The following is a 19,739-nucleotide window of genomic DNA, read 5'->3' on the forward strand; positions in this document are numbered from 1 at the left end:
AAAAAAGGAGAGATTTGATTATGACAACAGCAACTATTACAAAAGCAACGATTAAACCATTTATCCAAGAGCGTTTAGCCGCTTATCAAGCCTTGGCATTAGATATCCATAATCACCCAGAAGTCAGCAACTATGAGTTTTACTCAGCCGATGCCCTGATCGCCCAATTAGAAAAAGAAGGCTTTGCTGTTAAAAAGGATGTCGCAGGACATCGCACCGGCTTTGATGCCCGCTATGTCAGTGGAAAACCGGGCCCGACGATTGCCTTTTTAGCTGAGTACGATGCGTTACCAGGGATCGGTCATGCTTGTGGGCACAATCTCTTCGGGACTTATTCCGTCTTAGCAGCCAGTGCCCTGCAACCTTTCATCGATGAGCTAGGCGGGGAGATTCGAGTCTATGGGACGCCAGGAGAAGAAGGTGGGGAAAATGGTTCCGCTAAAGGCAGTTTTGTCCGTGAAGGGTTCTTCAATGATGTCGATGCCGCTCTTTGTGTCCATCCAGCCCATCGCTATGGCAAAACGACAGCGTCATTAGCCAATGATCCAGTGGATATCAAGTTCTATGGTCGAGCTTCCCATGCGGCAGCTGCACCAGAAAAAGGCATCAACGCGTTAGAAGCATTGCTGCAAGTCTTTAACGGGATCAATGGATTGCGTCTGCACTTACCAAAAGACGTCAATATTCATGGTGTGATCACCGATGGTGGCGTGGCAGCCAATGTCGTGCCAGAATATGCAGCCGGTCGTTTTTATTTACGAGCAGCCAATCGTGCGACCTTGAACGATGTCTACGAGAAAGTCGAAAACATCGTCAAAGGAGCCGCTTTAGCCACGGGAGCGACCTATGAATTCGGCTTGTTCCAAAACTCCGTCGACGATGTGATCGTGACACCAAGTTTTGATGAGATCTTCTTTGCCCATGCCCAAGAAGCGGGCGTACCTGCCGATGAGATCGATACGGAAGCCAAAACAAGTCTTGGTTCTTCTGATGTCGGCAATGTCAGTCAAGTGATCCCGACGATCCAACCCACCGTTTCGATTTCAGATGACTACATTGCGGGTCATTCGGAAGAATTCAAAGCCGCTGCCAAGAGTGAAAAAGGCTTGCAGTCGATCGCTATCGCGGCTGAACTTTTAGCGCTGACCGCGTTAGATCTTTTTGAACAACCGGCGTTATTAGAAAAAATCAAAGCCGATCATCAAGAAAGCCTAGCAAAAGGCAATTAACGCCAAAACCTTGAAGGAAGATATCCAGAGGATACTCAATAATATAGAAGAAAAAAAAGTCTCTGCCGCAAAATGTCGGTAGAGACTTTTTAGTTAGTCGATGACTAAAATGCCTTCTTTCAATGAAAAAGGATTTTGTTGATTGATATGATCGTAGAACATGACCCCGTTCAAATGATCGATCTCATGCTGAACGACGATCGCAGGATAGTTCTTTAAACGAACTTTTTTCTTTTTGCCGTTGATGTCGTAATAGCTGATCGTGATCCGGGCATGGCGTACCACGTAGCCAGGGACTTCACGGTCCACGGACAGGCAGCCCTCGCCTTCACCCAAACAAGCTTCTTGCACGGAATGACTTAGAATTTTAGGATTGTAAAGAACATCTTTAAAATCAGGTTCTGCTTTTTCTGGGTCGCTGCTAGGGACGAGGACCGCTGTGATTCGTTTTGAAATATCTAATTGAGGAGCTGCTAGACCAACACCACCTCTTAATTCGAGTTCTTCTGCCTTGACTGGGTCTTGGCTGTTTTCTAAAAAGGTCATCATTTCTTTTCCTAGTGCGATATCTTCTTCGCTCAAAGGAAAAGGTACTTCTTTTGCTACTTCACGCAAGGTTGGATTGCCTTCGCGAATAATATCATCCATTGTAATCATTGATGATGTGATTCCTCCTACTATGTAAAAATGACGAAAGCAAGTTTCGTTCCTAATAAAGTGTACCACAAGTGCAGAAAGAAGGGCATAAGAAAGTTTAAAGGGTAAAGCTTTCTTATTAAATGAAACGATATTTCTATATATAAGATTTAATTATGAAATATAGTTGCGAACAGGAAGAGAATCAGTTATAATGCTTTTATAGAAAACGGTATCACGAAAGTGACTCACCAAGGAGGCAAAGAGATGTTCGGCTTTTCTGTATTTATGAACGAAGACTTGACGGCAGCAGAACTTGAGCAGATGACTGCGATGGCATCAGGCTTTAAAGGGATTTTCACCTCCATGCACATACCAGAAGACGATCGCAGTACCTATCGGCAGCGTCTGACGGACTTGGGAGGTTTCGCAAAAGACCATCAGCTGTCTTTAATGGTAGATATTTCTGGAAACGCCTTAGCAGAATCGGGCTTTTCCATCGACAATCTGGGGGAACTAAGGGAGATCGGTGTCACTGGTTTACGAATGGACTATGCCATCGACAATCAACAAATCGCTGCTTTTTCAAAAGAAATGACCATCAGTTTGAATGCCAGTACATTAACGGAAAAAGACATTCGAGAGCTGCAGGCGTATGGAGCCGATTTTACTCGTTTGGAAGCTTGGCACAATTATTACCCCCGGCCAGAAACAGGACTAGATGCTGACTGGTTTCAGGAGAAGAACCGCTGGTTGAAAGCACAAGGCTTTTTCGTCCAAGCCTTTGTTCCAGGAGATGCCAAGAAACGCGGACCGTTATTTCAAGGATTACCCACACTGGAAAGACACCGCAACTGGTCGCCTTTTGCCGCAGCAATCGACTTGTTGGCTACTGGCTCAGTTGATGCTGTTTACATTGGCGATGGCATGGTTTCTGCAAAAAGTGCGCAGCAGTTTGCGACGTATCTGCAAGAAGCGCGGATCGTTTTGCGGGTCAAAGATCTTGGTTCTACTTACTTTGAACACGTACTAGGGGATCACCAGAATCGTTACGATGAAGCTCGAGATGTCTTGCGTAGCGCCGATGCCCGTTTCAATGCCATTCCAGAAGTCAAACCTGAACTTAGTCAAGAGCGGCCAATGGGTGCTGTGACGATCGATAACCAAGAGTACTTGCGTTATATGGAAGAGATTCAAGTGTGCAAACGACCATTGCCTGCAGACCCCAAAGTCAACCTCGCCGCTCAGGTGATACCAGCCGATCTGCCTTTGATCCAACAAATCAAAGCAGGGATGCGATTTAAATTAGAAAGAGATGATTCCAATGAATAAAATCAATTTAGACAAATTAACGACTGAACGACGCAATAGCGAAACGAGCAATTTAGATGAAATGACGATTTTAGAAGCGTGCCAAAAAATGAACCAAGAAGATCAAAAAGTTGCCTATGCAGTGGAAAAAGAAATTCCTAGTATTGAAAAAGTGATTGAACAAACTATCGCTGCTTTTAAAAAAGGCGGACGCTTGATTTATCTTGGCGCTGGGACAAGTGGTCGATTAGGCGTCTTGGATGCGGCCGAATGTGTCCCAACCTTTGGGGTATCACCTGAGATGGTGGTTGGTCTGATCGCCGGTGGTGAAGAAGCGATGACGGTCGCTGTCGAAGGAGCAGAAGACTCCTTAACGCTAGGGAAACAAGACCTTGTCGATCTGAAGTTGAACCCAAATGACATGGTGATCGGGATCGCTGCCAGTGGTAGAACGCCTTACGTGATTGGGGCTCTTGATTACGCCAATGAGCTTGGTGCCACAACGGCTACGATCGCTTGTAACAAAGATGCGGAGATCTCTCAACATGCCAGCTTTCCAATTGAAGTCGATTGTGGCCCAGAGTTTCTGACGGGTTCGACTCGTTTGAAATCAGGAACTGCCCAAAAATTGATTTTGAATATGATCTCGACGTTATCGATGGTAGGGATCGGTAAAGTCTACAATAATTTGATGGTCGACGTGAAAGCGACCAACGAAAAATTGGTGGAACGCTCAAAACGGATCATCATGCAGGCAACTGAAGCTGATTATGAAACAGCCGCTGCAGCATTTGAAGAAGCAGATCAGAATGTCAAATTGGCGATCGTGATGCTGTTGACGGATAGCACGAAAGACGAAGCACAAGCAAAACTTGCCACGGCACAAGGGTTTGTCAAAACGGCGTTAGGAGGAGAAAAGTAATGGCAAAAGAAACACTGACGGTAGAAGAGTTAGCGGAGATGATTTTTCAAGAAGCCGGCGGAATGGACAACGTAGAAACAGTCAATCACTGTATGACTCGCGTACGAATGACCGTCCGCGACCACGACAAGGTCGATCAACAAGGGTTAAAAGAGATTCCCGGCGTGATGGGTGTCGTCAATGACGAGCAGCTGCAAGTCATTATCGGACCAGGGAAAGTCAACAAAGTAGCCAACGCAATGGTGGCAAAAGCCGGTGTTGATTTAGGGCAAGAGATCCCGCAGCAAAAATCAGGCAAAGAGGCGTTATCAGAAAAAACGGCAGAGATGAAAGCAGCCCAAAAAGCCAAACAAAAATCATCACCATTGAAGTCGCTGCTGAAAGACATTTCAAATATCTTTGTTCCAATGATTCCAGCCTTCGTTGGTGCAGGACTCGTTGCAGGGATCGCCTCCGTTCTGACCAACATGATCACTGCTGGAAATTTAGATGGAGACACTTGGAATTATTATGTCATGATTTTAAACGTCCTAAGAAATGGGATGTTCACCTATTTAGCAATCTTTACTGGGGTCAATGCTGCGCAGGTCTTTAAAGCCAATCCAACCCTTGGTGGAGTGATCGGTTCGATCATCTTGCTGACCGGTATGAACCCAGAAGCCCCGATCCAAAACTTGTTCACCGGCGAAGCTTTAGCTGCCAACCAAGGAGGGATCATCGGTGTGATCTTCGCTGTATGGCTTTTGGCGAAATTAGAGGCAGTGCTGCATCGAGTGATTCCTGAAGCGATCGATATTATCGTGACTCCGACGTTGTGTTTGTTGATCATCGGTTTGACGGAGATTTTCTTGATCATGCCATTGGCAGGTCTGATCTCTGACAGCTTAGTCGGTTCAATCACTTGGGTCTTGAATGTGGGCGGTGCGTTTTCTGGGTTTGTCTTAGGGGCGGCCTTCCTACCAATGGTCATGTTTGGTTTGCATCAAATTTTAACCCCGATCCACATCCAAATGATCGAAGCAACAGGCAGTACGCAATTATTACCGATTTTAGCCATGGCTGGTGCCGGTCAAGTCGGAGCAGCTTTCGCCTTATGGGTACGACTACGTAAAGACAAAGAGCTTTCTGAAATGATCAAAGGTGCATTGCCAGTTGGGATCTTAGGTATCGGCGAACCATTGATCTACGGAGTGACATTGCCATTAGGTCGACCATTTATCACTGCTTGTATTGGTGGTGGGATCGGTGGTGCGGTCATTGGCGCTTTGACAAATATCGGCGCAACGGCGATTGGACCATCAGGGCTAGCTTTGATTCCATTGATTGCCAACGGCCGTTGGATGGGTTATATTTTCGGCTTGTTAGCAGGCTATGCTGGCGGCTTCGTTGCCACCTACTTCTTTGGGATTCCTAAAGATCGCTTAGAAGCAGTCAAAGAAAGCGAAGCAGAGGAGGCAAAACCAGCTGCAACCGTCACTGTGCAACCGCAACCAAAAGAAACGAGTGAAACGGCTGCAAAGGAAACGGCAGCAAATTCATCAGCAACAACGATCGATACACCCTTATACGCAGTAGCAACAGGTACGACAAAATCGATCAGCGCGTCAAGTGATCCGGTATTTTCGCAAAAAATGATGGGCGACGGGTATTTCGTCTTGCCAGACAATGGGGCGATCTTTGCACCAGCAGCAGGAACCGTCACGACGATTTTCCCAACGAAACATGCATTGGGAATCAAGACTGCTAGCGGGCTAGAGATTCTGCTGCACATGGGTGTCGACACCGTCGAATTGCAAGGAGCACCTTTTGAGATCCTGGTGGAGGAAGGCCAAGCGGTGACACCAGCCACCCAAGTTGCCCAAGTCGATTTGGCGCAGCTGACAGCCAAAGGCAAAGCCTCTGAGATGCTCGTTATTATCACCAATATGGACCAAGCAGCCAACGTTGAACTGTTACCGATCGCGGAAACAAACGCAGGTCAAGCAGTCATGCATGTGGCAACGATAAAATAATGGTAAAACCTCTATCTGATAAAGATGGAGGTTTTTTTTAAGAAGTTACTAAATTGATTGCGGAAACGAGGCCTTTATGTTACAGTTTCGTTACAAAGGGAGAAATCCCATTCGAGGAGGCAATGATGATGAAAAAAATAATTTGGTTCGGACTAATGACGCTGGCATTTTCACCAATGATGGTTCATGCAGATGAAACGGCTACGAGTGGAAGTGACAATCCGGTTGCCGTTAGCGAGACGCTTTCATCAGAAGGGCAAACAGACAGTGAGCAGATTCAAAATTCTGCCCAAGAAAGTACAGATGAAAACCAAGAAACGGATCAATCCGCTACTTCAGAAACTACAGCTGACGAGAATCAAGAGCCAGTCGATTCCGAAGCCGTTATTGCCTCGATCCAAGCAGAGACAGGGACGCAAAACGTCAATGAGATCAACACGTTAGCCGATGAACCTAGTTCGCTTCGTAGCGCCTTAACCCAAGGGATCACTGAAGGCAGTGTGACCGCATTTACCCAAGAACAGTTGGACCAGTTGACAGATGAAGAATTGACCAATGGCAATCGCCTAGCGTTACGTTATTCTAGTGATGCGATGGGCTTTGATATTGCTTACTTGGCAAAAATCATCGGTGCCTTGTTTGTCGATCAGACGTTATCCTGGGAAGCCATTGAGCCGCAACTGGCTTTTGATGCGAATAGCTACGCCAGTTTTGCTGACTTGATTCCTGTCGTGGATCAGTTGCAGGAATATTTAAGGGTCGTCTATCCAGCAGACGGAGTCTTTTTACATTTGAATCAAGCCGTTTCCAACGAATGGATGATTTCAATTTTGACCAATTTGAATCAGATGGAACAAGAGATGCAAGTTGATCCAGGTGCCTTTGTCCCCGGACGGATCTCTTATATCATTCAAGCGGCAAATGATTCCATGTATCTGCCTACAGGCACGCAAACGAGTACGACTGAAGAAGCGACGGCAACTTCGACGACAGCCCAAGAAACAGCGACAACGACTTCTTCGAAAGAGGCCAACGCTACTGCCGATGGCGAAAAAACATTACCTAAAACCAATGAAGCGCCAAGTTATACCTTATTGATCGCCGGTGTTATCCTGCTGCTGATCGTTTTCTTGATTTTATGGCGCCGAAAGAAAAAATGACCGTTATTTATAATCGGCGGAATGAAAAAATAGCAACCTTCGTTTTCCATCAGGGAAACGAAGGTTTTTTATTTTCAGAAATTTCACTCGTGATTTCTTTTCAAATAACGCCTTTTATAAAAAGACCAGAATTGATTCCTTCATAAAAAAGTCAAATTTAAATTCTTGCATTCTCTGGTGAGGGGTGTATAATGACACAGTGTCATATGACAACGTGTCATATCGAGAGCTGTGATTTATTTTAAATTAGAAAGGAGTTGCTTGTGATGCCGACCGATACATTTTTTCACTTGCCGCCAGAAAAACAAAAGCGCATCTTAAATGCGGCGAAAAAAGAATTCTCAAGGCTGCCGTTGAAAGACGCCTCGATCGCCAACATCATCAAAGATGCCGAGATTCCTCGCGGGAGTTTTTACCAATACTTCGAAAACAAAGAAGATCTTTATTACTATTATTTCCATACGTTGAAAAAAAATAGTCAGCGAGATCTGCTGAAATCGATCCAACATGAAAACGGTGATCTGTTTGCGGGGTTCGAATGGTACTTTTCACGGATGATCGCCGAGGTTTTCAAAGGCAAAAACGCAAACTTTTACCGCAATTTATTTATGAGTATGGATTATCGTTCCTTCCATAAAGTCGTGCCAGAGATGCAGCACAAGATGCATCAAGAACACAAAGCCGATCGGCAGAAGCAGCAAGCCATCTTTTTGTCAGAGGTCGACAAAGATTTATTGAAAGTCAAAGACGACCATGAGTTGAAAATGCTGATCCAGCTGCTGATGCATACCGTCTTTTCGACGATTGCCGAAGCCTATCGCCAATCAGCATTTGATCCAGACTATGATCCTGCCGAAGCGATCGCTGATTTCAACAGTAAAGTCCGCTGGTTAAGAGAGGGCGCAAAAAAAGAAAGAGGGGAAACCTATGATTAAGCTGATAAAACGCGTATCCGTCATTTCCATAATCATGGCAGTGGTGTTTATGGTGATCCAAGTCGTTTCTGATTTGTATCTACCGACATTGACTTCCAATATTATCAACAATGGGGTGGCGACAGGGGACATTGATTACATTTGGAAAACCGGCTTTTACATGATCGGCTTTTCATTGATCAGTATCATCGCCGCTTTAGGAAATACGTATTTCGCAACAAGAGAATCACAAAAATTAGGACAAAAACTACGTTCGGACATTTACCAAAAAGTTGAGAATTTTTCTTCCCGTTCTTTCGATAAATTTGGGACCGCATCATTGATCACACGAACCACTAACGACGTCAACCAAATTCAAATGGTGACGCAAATGTTTTTACGTATGATGATCAATGCACCGATCACACTGATTGGGGCGAGCTTCTTGGCCTATCAAAAAGATGCCCAATTAACACGAATCTTTTTAGTCGTTATTCCTATCATGCTAGTATTAGTTGGCGGTATTATGTATTTTGCCGTTCCTTTATTCAAAAGTATGCAAAAGAAAACTGACCGTTTGAACTTAGTCTTTCGTGAAGGCTTGACGGGGGTCCGCGTTATTCGGGCATTTGACAAGACGGATTATGAAGCGAATCGCTTTGATCAAGCCAACAAAGATTACACCCACACCGCGATCAAAGTAAATACCATCGTGGCCTTGATGATGCCTTTGATGACGTTGATCATGAGTGGAACGAACATTGCCATCACATGGTTTGGTGGTCATTATATTGCCGAAATGACCTTAGAAGTCGGGAACCTGATTGCGTTTATGACTTATGCGATGCAAATTTTGATCAGCTTTATGATGCTGTCCATGATCTTCGTGATGGTGCCAAGAGCCCAAGCATCAGCTGATCGGATCAACGAAGTCTTAAATGAAGAAGATGAAATTCTCGATCCAAAAACACCAGCGACATTGAGCTTACAAGGGGATCAAGCAACCTTGACTTTTGACCATGTGGCGTATCGCTACCAAGGCGCTGAGAAATTGGCGTTGGAAGATATCGACTTCCAAGCAAAATCTGGTGATTTTGTTGCCATCATCGGTGGGACGGGCTCAGGGAAAACGACACTAGTCAATCTCTTGCCTCGTTTGTACGATGTGGAGTCTGGTGCAATCAAAATCAATGGGGTCAATATTGCAGAAATCACCCAGCATAATCTACGAGAAGTCGTGGGCTTTGTTCCGCAAAAAGCGGTACTGTTTTCCGGTACCATTCGTGAAAATATGAAATATGGAAAACCTGATGCGACAGACGAAGAAATCTGGCAAGCATTAGAGATCGCCCAAGCCAAAGATTTTGTCTCCGAACTGGCAGATGGCTTAGATAGCCGTGTAGAACAAGGCGGCGGCAACTTCTCTGGTGGACAACGTCAACGTTTAGCGATTGCTCGTGCGTTAGTGAAACAAGCAGATGTCTATGTCTTTGATGATTCCTTCTCCGCATTGGACTTCAAAACCGATGCAAACTTACGAGCAGCACTGAAACGCGACATGCAAGACAGCATCATGGTCGTGGTTGCCCAACGGGTCAGCACCGTCATGGATGCCGATACGATCTTAGTATTGGATGAAGGACAACTCGTAGGGAAAGGGACCCATGAATCATTAATGGCAGACAATGAAACCTATCAAGAAATCGTTTCTTCACAATTGAGAGAGGAGGATCTTGCATGAGTGAAAAGAAAACAACAACACAACACCGTGGCGGACCAATGGGCGGCGGTCCAGGCCGTAACATCGGTGCCAAAGGACCAAAACCAAAAAACTTTTGGGGGACGGTCAAACGGCTTTTCGGGTACATGTCGAAACGCTCCCTCGCTATCATTGCCGTCTTCGTTTTAGCGATCGCAGCCGTGATCTTCCAAATCCAAACACCGAAAATTTTAGGGGAAGCGACCACTGAAATTTTTAAAGGGGTCATGATCGGTACGCAGCAGATGCAAGCCGGCCAACAGGTGACAGAATTTCCTATCGATTTTGAGAAAGTTGGTCAAATCATTTTGATCGCGATCGGCATGTATGTGATTTCAGCCGTCTTCAACTTTCTACAACAGTTTATTATGACCCGTGTCTCTCAACGAACGGTTTATGAGCTGCGTCGAGACTTAGATGAAAAAATGAACCGCTTGCCGATCTCTTACTATGATACTCACTCAAATGGGGATATCATGTCACGGGCAATCAATGATATGGATAATATCGCAAGTACCCTGCAACAAAACTTGACCCAATTTATTACGAGTGTCGTGACCTTTATCGGGGTTTTGTGGATGATGCTGACGATCAGTTGGCAACTGACTTTGATTGCTTTAGCAACGGTTCCTTTAAGCTTGATCGTCGTGATGATCGTCGCACCAAAATCGCAAAAATTCTTTGCGGCCCAACAAAAAAGTTTAGGATTGCTCAATGACCAAGTCGAAGAAACTTACGGCGGTCATACAGTAGTCAAAACCTTCAACCATGAAGCTGCCGATCAAGTCGTTTTTGAAGAAGAAAATGACCGTCTGTATTCTGCTGGTTGGAAAGCCCAATTTATTTCAGCGATCATTATGCCCTTGATGAACTTCATTAAAAACTTAGGCTATGTCTTCGTGGCTGTCCTTGGTGGAATCAAGGTAGCGAATGGGAACATGACGTTAGGGGATGTGCAAGCATTCTTGCAATACACCAATCAATTCTCTCAACCGATCACTCAAATCGCTAGTTTGCTAAACACCATCCAATCAACCGTTGCATCTGCCGAACGGGTCTTTGAAGTCTTGGATGAAGAAGAAATGAATGATGAGCCTTCTGGTTTACCAGTGGAAGACAGTGAATACAAAGTTCGTTTCGATCATGTTCAATTTGGTTATGCCCCAGACAAATTATTGATGACCGATTTTAATCTGGATGTCAAAGCTGGTGAGATGGTGGCTATCGTAGGACCAACCGGCGCTGGGAAAACCACGCTGATCAATCTCTTGGAACGTTTTTATGATGTTTCTGGCGGTAGCATTCGTTATGATGGCAGAGATACCCGAGACTTGACTCGTGATGAATTGCGTAGTAATATCTCGATGGTGCTGCAAGATACGTGGTTGTTTACCGGCTCCATCTATGACAACATTCATTATGGAAATGAAAAAGCGACCAAAGAACAAGTGATTGCTGCGGCGAAGGCTGCCCATGTGGATGATTTTGTTCGCAAATTGCCAGAAGGCTATGATACGGTCTTGAATGAAGAAGCCAGCAACATCTCCCAAGGTCAACGTCAGCTGATCACGATCGCCCGCGCCTTCTTAGCGGATCCGGACGTCTTGATTTTGGATGAAGCAACTTCTAGTGTCGATACGCGGACTGAGATCTTGATCCAGAAAGCAATGGGGCGTTTGTTAGAAAATCGGACCAGCTTTGTGGTTGCTCACCGTCTCTCTACGATTCGTGATGCTGACAATATCATCGTGATGAATCACGGATCTATTGTTGAAACTGGAAACCATGAGGAATTGATGGCGCAAAACGGTTTCTATGCAGACCTTTATAACAGTCAATTTTCAGAAGAAGTGGCGTGATCCACTGTTTGTAATGAAAGAAATTCTTCCCCAAATGATAATAAACAGACCGCCAAAGGTTGACTGAAAGAAAGCAGTGATTGTCACTGCTTTCTTTTTTTATGAATTTTTACCGCTTTAATTTAAATATTTATTGCAATTATCTAGATAAAAATGTATATTAATACATAATTTCGAATGATCCAAGACAAGGAGTGAATCCAATGAGTCATCTTTTTCCTAATTACAGCCGTTTGCCCATCGATATCCAGCAAGGCAGCGGGAGCTATGTCGTAGATTCGCAAGGGAACCAATATTTAGATTTAACGAGCGGTATCGGGGTTGTCAATCTCGGTTATGGACATCCCAAAGTGCAAGCCGCTTTGATGACCCAAGCAGAGCAGATTTGGCATGTGCCGAATTTATATGACAGCCAACTACAAGAAGAAGTTGCCCAAAAGCTGACCCAAAACCAAAAGAACGTATCAGACGAGCCGTATCTGGCCTATTTTTGTAATAGCGGCGCTGAGGCGAACGAAGCAGCTTTAAAGCTGGCTCGCAAAGCGACTGGCCGTAGCAAAGTCATCAGTTTTGAACAATCTTTCCACGGTCGGACCTTTGGCGCGATGTCTTTGACTGGGCAAAGCAGTATTCACGATGGGTTTGGTCCGCTGGTACCAGAGATGGTTTATGTACCGTTTAATGACCTTGAGGCATTGCAAGCCGTTTTAGATGAGCAGACGGCAGCCGTGTTTTTAGAATTGATCCAAGGCGAAGGCGGCGTAATCCCTGCCGAGGTGGCGTGGGTCCAAGGGGTGGCAGCCCTTTGTCAGGAGCAGGGAGCACTGCTGGTGGTGGATGAGATCCAAACCGGGATGGGACGGACAGGAACACTGTTTGCTTTTGAAGGATACGGCATTGAACCTGATCTTTTTACCGTAGCAAAAGGGCTTGGTAACGGGATCCCTGTCGGAGCAATGCTAGGCAAAAGTCATTTGCAAACGGCTTTTGGACCCGGTAGTCACGGTTCGACCTTTGGTGGCAATAAATTAGCGATGGCCGCTGCTAGTGCCGTCTGCAGTGTGTTGCAAGAAGAGGACATTCAAGTCAATGTTCAATTGCGTCAGCAGCAGTTTTTCGACGGATTGCAAGGACTATCTAAGGTGCAGGCGATTCGTGGGAAAGGATTGATGATTGGTATCGAATTAGCAGATTCGGAAAGCTTGCAATCCGTGTTGACTCAACTGCGGAACCAAGGCCTCCTCGCATTAAAGGCGGGTACCAAGGTTTTGCGCTTGCTGCCACCCTTAACGATCTCGCAAGAGGAAACGAAAGCAGCCTTGGCGATTTTACAAGCAATCTTAGCATAATTGTATAAAAATAGATTTTTTGGGCATTTTTTCTTATAAAAACCGAATAACAGCGAATTTATTTTGAATAGTTTTATAAATAATCATTGACAGAGCAATGGGAGTTTCTTATAATCTTAAGTAAATTCTTTTGAGGAGTGACGTGTTTGAAGGCAGCAATCGTTGGTGTAACAGGGTATACCGGAATTGAATTGATTCGTTTGATCCAGCAACATCCCCAATTGGAGGTGGGCACCTTGCATAGTCATTCTATGCATGAAAATTCATCAGTTTTGTATCCTCATCTAGTTGGGCTGACAGAGCAGCTGATCGAACCTTTTGATGCAGAAAAAATCCAAAAGGAAAATCAACTCGTGTTTTTTGCGACTCCTGCTGGAATCAGCAAAGAACTCGCAGCTACTTTTGTCGCAAATGACTTTCCAGTGATTGACCTTTCTGGTGATCTGCGATTGAAGGATCGGGATAGCTATCAAAAATGGTATCACCAAGAAGCTGCCCCTGCCGAGTTGTTGGCACACGCGACCTATTCGCTGCCTGAGTTTGCAACGACTCCTGGCAATTTGATCGCCAATCCAGGCTGTTATGCGACTGCTGCCATTTTAGCTGCTGCGCCGTTGGTTCAGCAAAAACTATTCAGCGGTACGTTGATTTTTGATGGCAAGTCGGGCTTGTCGGGTGCTGGTAAGAAATTGTCCGACACCAGTCACTTTACAACCGCTGCAGATAACATGACGATGTATAAGCCAAATCAGCATCAGCACATTCCCGAGATCATGCAACAGTTTCAACAATGGGATCAGGCAATACCGCCGATCCAATTTTCTACCAGCTTACTTCCTGTCAAAAGAGGGATTTTTATGACGCTTTATGCGCCTCTCAAAGACGCGATTTCCCAAGAAGCCGTTTATGAGCAATATGTAAAAACGTATCAAAACCATCCGTTTGTCCGAGTGCAACCGTTAGGAAAGCTGCCAGAGCTGCGGCAAGTGACGGGAACGAATTTTTGTGACATTGGCCTATGCTTCAATCCACTGACCCAAGTGTTGACCGTTGTCGCAGTGATCGATAATTTAGGCAAAGGGGCTGCTGGCCAAGCGATCCAAAACTTCAATCGATGGGCAAAGATACCAGAAACGACTGGTCTTATGCAAGCACCGTTATATCCATAAAATAGCCAACAGACGCGTGAGGATACTCGTGTCAGCCAGTGGACAATCCGCAAAAAGGTGGCAGTAGGAGGAAAGAAAATGAAAGAAATCGAAGGAACGATCGCAACCCCCAAAGGTTTTTTTGCCGACGGTCTGCATTGCGGTCTGAAGAAAGAGAAAGTCGATCTTGGTTGGATCGTCTCTGAAGTGCCAGCCAGTGCTGCGGCAGTCTTTACCACCAATCAAGTACAAGCGGCACCCATTCTCGTTACAAAGGAAAAAATGCAAGCAGGCACCTTGCAAGGCGTGATCGTCAATGCGGGCAATGCCAATGCTTGTACCGGGGAGCAAGGTTTAAAAGATGCACAAGAGATGGCAGAATTGGCAGCAGCCCAGCTGCATACGAGTCCCGAAGCCTTTGCGGTAGCCTCCACCGGGATCATTGGTAAGAGCTTACCGATGGAAAAAATCACGGCAGGGATTCAGCAACTAAACAGGCAAGGGGATGCCCACCGATTTCAAAGAGCAATTTTGACGACGGATCTGACTGAAAAAAGCAGTGTCATCCAATCAACGATCGCTGACAAAACGGTGACTGTTGCGGGCTGTGCCAAAGGGTCTGGTATGATCCATCCTAATATGGCCACGATGCTGGCCTTTGTTACGACGGATGCAGCGATCTCGTCAGCACTCTTGCAAACACTGCTGAAAGAGTTGACCGATGTCACCTTTAATCAAATCACGGTCGATGGTGATACATCTACCAATGATATGGTGTTAGTTTTAGCCAACGGGTTAGCCAAAAATCCAACGATCGAAGCCGATACGCCAGCTTATCATGAGTTTAAAGGGATGCTTAAAGCAGTTCTGACCGCCTTAGCCAAAGCAATTGCGAAGGACGGAGAAGGCGCCAGCAAATTGATCGAAGCTCACACGAGTGGAGCTGTGACCGATGAAGCAGCCCGCATGATCAGCAAAACCATCGTCGGTTCGCCGCTGGTCAAAACAGCCCTCTTTGGCAAAGACCCAAACTGGGGGCGTATCTTATGTGCAGTGGGCTATAGTGGGCAACCCATCGATCCAGCAACGGTATCGATCGCATTAGCCGACATTCCCGTCTTTGTCCAAGGGACACCGGTAGCTTTTGACGAAACCATCATGCAAGAACAGTTGGCGGAAAATGAAGTCAAAGTCGCTGTTGAGCTGAAAGAAGGGGCAGGTGTTGGCACCGCTTGGGGCTGTGATCTGACCTATGACTATGTGAAAATCAACGCACTATATCATACCTGAAACAAATCAGGTACTAGACAAAAAGGAGCGAGTAGATGGAGACGATCGTAGTAAAAATCGGCGGTGTCGCTTCAGACAATTTAACCCCGTCATTCTTTGAGACGATAGCAGATTGGCAAGCTGCGGGCAAAAAAGTGGTCATCGTCCATGGCGGCGGTCACTACATCTCAGAAATGATGGAGAAAATGGCGTTGACAGTCACGATCAAAGACGGCCTGCGGGTGACCGACCCCCAGACGCTTGAAGTAACTAGAATGGTCCTTTTGGGACAAGTTCAACCGCTGATCACGACCGCTTTCCAGCAAGCTGGCTTCCATGCCGTGGGACTGAATGCTGGCTGTGATCAGCTGATCCAAGGAGAAGTTATCGATGAGGAGAAATTAGGGCAAGTAGGGAAAGTTCAGCGAATCAACGCCGCCTTCTTGCAGCTCTTGACAGAGAAAAAACATGTCCCGATCTTGGCCCCACTAGGAATTACGCCAGAGGGGCAATGGTTGAACATCAACGCGGATGAAGTGGCTTGTCAGGTCGCAGCCAGCTTACAAGCCGAAAAACTGTATTTGTTGACGGATGTCCCTGGGATCAAGCAAGAAAGCAAGTGGTTATCCGCTGTTTCTTTTGAAGAGATCCCCCGCTTGATCACCGAAGAAGTAGTCACGGGCGGCATGCTGCCAAAACTAAAAAGTGCTCAGAAAGCCTTAAAAGCAGGGGTAGCTGCCGTTTGTATCACCGATCGGATCGATCGTTTAGGAACCCAGATCCTCGCGGCAAGTCCAGCAGCAGCTGGCTGTAGTTGAAGCCATTAGCGACACCCAAGCGCCTCCTCTCTACTCATAAAAATGCAAAATTCTGACATTTCTGTGCGTTTCTTCTTATTTTCTCTAAAAAAAGAATAAAAGAGATAGGGATTTCATTTGCTAGAATTTCGTTTTATCAGTACAATGAGTACATATGTAAGTAGGGGGAGAAACAATGACAGATTTCTTATTGGGGAGCAGTACGAAGTTGCTGACTGTTGCAATTCGGGTAAAAGACCGCGATCAAGCGATTGCCTTTTATCGCGATGTACTTGGCTTTGAGCTGAAAAGAGAAGAAAATGAGTTGGCCATCTTTGGTCTAAAAGGATTAGATAGAGAAGTTTTATGGTTGGAAGAAAGCCCGCGTGCCAACGACCATTTCGGTGAGATCAAAAAGATGCAGCGCATCGTTTTAGCCATATCCTCGCTAGAAGAAGCGGCAACTATCGCGAGCAATGCCCAACAAAAAGCGATTGCTTTCGAAGAAGCTCGTTATGAAGCGAATCAATTAGGCTTTATTATAGCGGATCCAGAAGGAAACAAAATCGAAGTCTTATTTACAGCACCCGCAGGAACTGCGGTACCAAAAGACGAAGCAGAATTGATCAAAGCGGCACCTGCAAAAGCGGCTGGCTTATCAAAAGAGGCTCATTTTGGCAAGCTGTATTTAAACGTCAGTGATTTAGCCAAAGAGCAGCTTTTCTTAGAAGAAAGCTTAGGATTGAAAACAAAAGAAGCCGAAACAAAGGAATTTATCCTCAATGATGGTGACTTCCAAGTTGGCTTGACTGAAGCACAAGGTGGTACGATCGACTTACCGAGCCACGAGGTGCTTGGCTTAGACTTCTTGAAAATCTCCATCAGTCAAGAAGATATCGATACATTGGAAAAACACTTGTCTGAGAAGAACCAAGAGTTTTTCATCGACAAAAAACGGCAATTGTTGACGACCTACGATGCGATCGGTATCGAATGGTGGTTTATCGTTAAAAAATAAATCCAAATAGATAAGAAAAACATCGGAAACTCTTTTGAGTGGTCGATGTTTTTTGATGGCTAAGAAACCAAGCAAGCGAATCGATTAGCTGATCGAGGCGAACAGCTGGAGAAAAAAAGGTTATAACGAGTTTTGTTTGCTGCTAAAAAGTGCTAAAGTTAGAAGCAAGACAAGCCTGAAAGGAGCGAGTATGGAACGATGACAATGTACCCAAAAACAGTACAGCTCATTCAAGAAAAAATGCCGACCGTTTTCCCAGGAGCGGTGCTGCGTTTTATCGCTGGTGAAACCCAAGAGACCCAGGTATTCGGACAGGCAGCGCTTCTTCCGAAAACCGAACCTATGACGAAAGAGCATTTGTTTGATTTAGCCTCATTGACGAAAGTCGTTTGTACAACGAGTGTTCTGTTAAAATTGTGGGATCAAGGAAAAATCGAGATGGAGGCGCCGCTTACTCGTTGGTTGCCAGCGTTTAAAGACGATCGGGTAACGATCAAGCACTTGCTGACGCATACGGCAGCCATCAACACGTGGATTCCTCATCGAGACCAGTTGGATGCTGTTGCCTTGCGCAAGGCGTATTTGCAGCTTGAAAGCAGTGATACGATCGGTCAAACGGTCAGCTATACGGATACTGGGACGATTTTGCTGGGCTTTTTATTGGAGGAGCTGTATCAAAAACCAGTGACCGAGATTTTTCAAGAAGAAGTCTTGACGCCTTTAGGCATGAAGAACAGCGGCTTTCCGCCTTTTCCTCCTTCACAGCTGCCATTGATCGTGCCTACCCAGCAGCAGCCAGACGGCAGTATCCTTAGAGGAATCACCCATGACCCAAAAGCACGAGTGCTGGGAAACCATGCCGGCAACGCCGGGTTGTTTTCTACCGTGGATGATTTGACGCTGTTCGTTCAACTGTTATTGGCAAATGGTCAGCAGCAAGGTGCGCCGTTTTTCTCAGAAAAAGTGATGCAGGCGCTGGCTCAGAGGCAGACGCCTGAAAGCACAAAGCCCCGCACCTATGGCTGGGACTTATTGGGTGCGCCGTACCAATTATTTCATACAGGCTATACAGGCACGTTTCTCGCAGTAGATATCCCTAACAAAAAAGCGTTTATTTTCTTATCGAATCGGGTCCATCCAGTGGATCATCGAGAAAGCTACTTGGGTCATCGTGACGAAATCCTGCAATGTTACTTAAAAGAATCTGCCGAATAAGCGGATTCATGCTATAATATGCACGAACAACTAGAGAGGGGAACAATTATGGAACCATTGTTTATGAAACCTGTTTTTCAAGAAAAAATTTGGGGCGGCAGTCGCCTGCATTCTGTTTTTGGTTTTGATTTACCGAGTGACAAAATCGGTGAAGATTGGGCGATCAGTGCGCATCCTCATGGGGTGAGCGTCATTGAAAATGGTCCGTTTAAAGGCAAAACATTGGCGGATCTTTGGCAAGACCATCAAGAACTGTTTGGACATTCAGACGAACCAGTCTTTCCATTATTAATTAAAATTCTAGATGCGGAAGATGATCTATCCGTTCAGGTCCATCCTGATGACACGTATGGGCTAGCCCATGAAGGGGAATTAGGGAAAACGGAATGCTGGTACATTATTGATGCCGAACCAGGTGCGGAAATCATTTATGGCCACCACGCACAAACCAAAGAAGAACTTGCGGAAATGATCGAAGCGGGTCGTTGGGATGATTTGTTAACAAAAGTCCCTGTGAAAAAAGGCGATTTCTTCTACGTGCCAAGTGGAACGATCCATGCCATTGGGAAAGGGATCATGATCTTAGAAACCCAACAAAGCTCGGATACGACTTATCGGGTGTACGACTATGATCGTACTGATGATCAAGGACAAACACGGGAGCTGCATATCCAACAATCAATCGATGTGACGACGATTCCTGCACGGACGCCAGAATTATCGATCCGTGAAGTCAAACAAGGACAATCAGCAGTCGTTACCTATCTTGAAACGCCATTTTTCAATGTGTATGAATGGGAAGTACGTGGGAAATTATCTTTGGCACAAAAGGCCGATTATACCTTGATGACCGTGATCGATGGGTATGGGCAGTTGATGATCGACGGTCATTCCTATGAACTAAAAATGGGCACGAGCTGCATTTTGCCAAACCCGATCAAGAAATGGGAATTGGTTGGTGAATTGACTGTCATTGCCTCTGAACCTGGAAAAAAATAAAACGATCAGTAAGTGACGTGATTCGCACAAGCAAAACAGCACTCGTTCCTGATTTTTCGTAAGGCTGAACGCGTTCAGCTGCCTGTCATCATTGGCGATTTTTCCGCTTTTGACTGACAGGTTTTTTCGTATGGACACTCAC

General features: G+C 45.5%; 16 protein-coding genes. 15 read left to right on the forward strand and 1 reads right to left on the reverse strand.

The window, feature by feature from the left end; all coding sequences use genetic code 11:
• The first annotated feature begins 20 nt into the window (after window positions 1-20).
• Entirely contained in the window at window positions 21-1,229 is a 1,209-nt protein-coding gene (locus IGK63_RS01920) for a M20 family metallopeptidase (RefSeq protein ID WP_005232314.1), read from the forward strand.
• A gap of 93 nt (window positions 1,230-1,322) precedes the next feature.
• On the opposite strand, the gene def is transcribed toward IGK63_RS01920, so the two are convergent.
• A complete protein-coding gene (gene def / locus IGK63_RS01925; RefSeq protein ID WP_008376209.1) occupies window positions 1,323-1,886 on the reverse strand; it encodes a peptide deformylase in 564 nt (187 codons plus the stop codon).
• A 246-nt stretch (window positions 1,887-2,132) separates the two neighbouring features.
• Here def and IGK63_RS01930 point away from each other — a divergent pair, with 246 nt between their 5' ends.
• The 14 genes from IGK63_RS01930 to manA all read left to right on the forward strand — a co-directional run bounded on the left by IGK63_RS01930 (window position 2,133) and on the right by manA (window position 19,597).
• A complete protein-coding gene (locus IGK63_RS01930) occupies window positions 2,133-3,197 on the forward strand; it encodes a DUF871 domain-containing protein (protein WP_429972423.1) in 1,065 nt (354 codons plus the stop codon).
• Window positions 3,190-4,098, forward strand: coding sequence for an N-acetylmuramic acid 6-phosphate etherase (murQ, locus tag IGK63_RS01935; RefSeq protein ID WP_008376205.1), 909 nt, complete (start codon window positions 3,190-3,192; stop codon window positions 4,096-4,098). The genes IGK63_RS01930 and murQ overlap by 8 nt, the downstream gene beginning before the upstream one ends.
• A complete protein-coding gene (locus IGK63_RS01940; protein ID WP_016611438.1) occupies window positions 4,098-6,110 on the forward strand; it encodes a PTS beta-glucoside transporter subunit EIIBCA in 2,013 nt (670 codons plus the stop codon). The genes murQ and IGK63_RS01940 overlap by 1 nt, the downstream gene beginning before the upstream one ends.
• Before the next feature lie 128 nt (window positions 6,111-6,238).
• Window positions 6,239-7,270, forward strand: coding sequence for an LPXTG cell wall anchor domain-containing protein (locus IGK63_RS01945; protein ID WP_034872070.1), 1,032 nt, complete (start codon window positions 6,239-6,241; stop codon window positions 7,268-7,270).
• A gap of 266 nt (window positions 7,271-7,536) precedes the next feature.
• Window positions 7,537-8,205: a TetR/AcrR family transcriptional regulator gene (locus IGK63_RS01950; protein WP_005232294.1), complete on the forward strand. Its 669-nt coding sequence runs from the start codon at window positions 7,537-7,539 to the stop codon at window positions 8,203-8,205.
• The gene (locus IGK63_RS01955; protein ID WP_008376197.1) at window positions 8,198-9,925 is read left to right on the forward strand and encodes an ABC transporter ATP-binding protein; all 1,728 of its coding nucleotides are present in this window, start codon (window positions 8,198-8,200) and stop codon (window positions 9,923-9,925) included. The genes IGK63_RS01950 and IGK63_RS01955 overlap by 8 nt, the downstream gene beginning before the upstream one ends.
• Complete coding sequence (locus tag IGK63_RS01960; RefSeq protein ID WP_005232291.1) at window positions 9,922-11,802, forward strand: ABC transporter ATP-binding protein; 1,881 nt, start codon at window positions 9,922-9,924, stop codon at window positions 11,800-11,802. Before IGK63_RS01955 ends, IGK63_RS01960 begins: the two co-directional genes overlap by 4 nt.
• 203 nt (window positions 11,803-12,005) lie before the next feature.
• Window positions 12,006-13,151 carry an acetylornithine transaminase gene (locus IGK63_RS01965; protein ID WP_016611436.1) on the forward strand — a complete coding sequence of 382 codons (1,146 nt, stop codon included), beginning with the start codon at window positions 12,006-12,008 and terminating at the stop codon, window positions 13,149-13,151.
• A gap of 146 nt (window positions 13,152-13,297) precedes the next feature.
• Window positions 13,298-14,320 carry an N-acetyl-gamma-glutamyl-phosphate reductase gene (gene argC, locus IGK63_RS01970; RefSeq protein WP_016611435.1) on the forward strand — a complete coding sequence of 341 codons (1,023 nt, stop codon included), beginning with the start codon at window positions 13,298-13,300 and terminating at the stop codon, window positions 14,318-14,320.
• A gap of 78 nt (window positions 14,321-14,398) precedes the next feature.
• Entirely contained in the window at window positions 14,399-15,589 is a 1,191-nt protein-coding gene (argJ, locus tag IGK63_RS01975; protein WP_034872069.1) for a bifunctional glutamate N-acetyltransferase/amino-acid acetyltransferase ArgJ, read from the forward strand.
• A 35-nt stretch (window positions 15,590-15,624) separates the two neighbouring features.
• Window positions 15,625-16,386, forward strand: coding sequence for an acetylglutamate kinase (gene argB / locus IGK63_RS01980; RefSeq protein WP_016611433.1), 762 nt, complete (start codon window positions 15,625-15,627; stop codon window positions 16,384-16,386).
• 175 nt (window positions 16,387-16,561) lie between these two features.
• Complete coding sequence (locus IGK63_RS01985; RefSeq protein WP_016609582.1) at window positions 16,562-17,383, forward strand: VOC family protein; 822 nt, start codon at window positions 16,562-16,564, stop codon at window positions 17,381-17,383.
• A gap of 198 nt (window positions 17,384-17,581) precedes the next feature.
• Window positions 17,582-18,598, forward strand: coding sequence for a serine hydrolase domain-containing protein (locus IGK63_RS01990; RefSeq protein WP_016611432.1), 1,017 nt, complete (start codon window positions 17,582-17,584; stop codon window positions 18,596-18,598).
• A gap of 45 nt (window positions 18,599-18,643) precedes the next feature.
• Window positions 18,644-19,597 carry a mannose-6-phosphate isomerase, class I gene (gene manA / locus IGK63_RS01995; RefSeq protein WP_176257035.1) on the forward strand — a complete coding sequence of 318 codons (954 nt, stop codon included), beginning with the start codon at window positions 18,644-18,646 and terminating at the stop codon, window positions 19,595-19,597.
• Window positions 19,598-19,739 lie beyond the last annotated feature (142 nt).

The sequence above is a fragment of the Enterococcus sp. AZ040 genome, from assembly GCF_050499185.1.
GTDB classification, from domain to species: domain Bacteria; phylum Bacillota; class Bacilli; order Lactobacillales; family Enterococcaceae; genus Enterococcus_D; species Enterococcus_D entomosocium.

Excerpts from the sequence above, each read along its gene's own strand:
- IGK63_RS01920 (WP_005232314.1), top strand. The coding sequence starts at position 21 with ATGACAACAGCAACTATTACAAAAGCAACGATTAAACCATTTATCCAA.
- def (WP_008376209.1), bottom strand. The coding sequence starts at position 1,886 with ATGATTACAATGGATGATATTATTCGCGAAGGCAATCCAACCTTGCGT.
- IGK63_RS01930 (WP_429972423.1), top strand. The coding sequence starts at position 2,133 with ATGTTCGGCTTTTCTGTATTTATGAACGAAGACTTGACGGCAGCAGAA.
- murQ (WP_008376205.1), top strand. The coding sequence starts at position 3,190 with ATGAATAAAATCAATTTAGACAAATTAACGACTGAACGACGCAATAGC.
- IGK63_RS01940 (WP_016611438.1), top strand. The coding sequence starts at position 4,098 with ATGGCAAAAGAAACACTGACGGTAGAAGAGTTAGCGGAGATGATTTTT.
- IGK63_RS01945 (WP_034872070.1), top strand. The coding sequence starts at position 6,239 with ATGAAAAAAATAATTTGGTTCGGACTAATGACGCTGGCATTTTCACCA.
- IGK63_RS01950 (WP_005232294.1), top strand. The coding sequence starts at position 7,537 with ATGCCGACCGATACATTTTTTCACTTGCCGCCAGAAAAACAAAAGCGC.
- IGK63_RS01955 (WP_008376197.1), top strand. The coding sequence starts at position 8,198 with ATGATTAAGCTGATAAAACGCGTATCCGTCATTTCCATAATCATGGCA.
- IGK63_RS01960 (WP_005232291.1), top strand. The coding sequence starts at position 9,922 with ATGAGTGAAAAGAAAACAACAACACAACACCGTGGCGGACCAATGGGC.
- IGK63_RS01965 (WP_016611436.1), top strand. The coding sequence starts at position 12,006 with ATGAGTCATCTTTTTCCTAATTACAGCCGTTTGCCCATCGATATCCAG.
- argJ (WP_034872069.1), top strand. The coding sequence starts at position 14,399 with ATGAAAGAAATCGAAGGAACGATCGCAACCCCCAAAGGTTTTTTTGCC.
- argB (WP_016611433.1), top strand. The coding sequence starts at position 15,625 with ATGGAGACGATCGTAGTAAAAATCGGCGGTGTCGCTTCAGACAATTTA.
- IGK63_RS01985 (WP_016609582.1), top strand. The coding sequence starts at position 16,562 with ATGACAGATTTCTTATTGGGGAGCAGTACGAAGTTGCTGACTGTTGCA.
- IGK63_RS01990 (WP_016611432.1), top strand. The coding sequence starts at position 17,582 with ATGACAATGTACCCAAAAACAGTACAGCTCATTCAAGAAAAAATGCCG.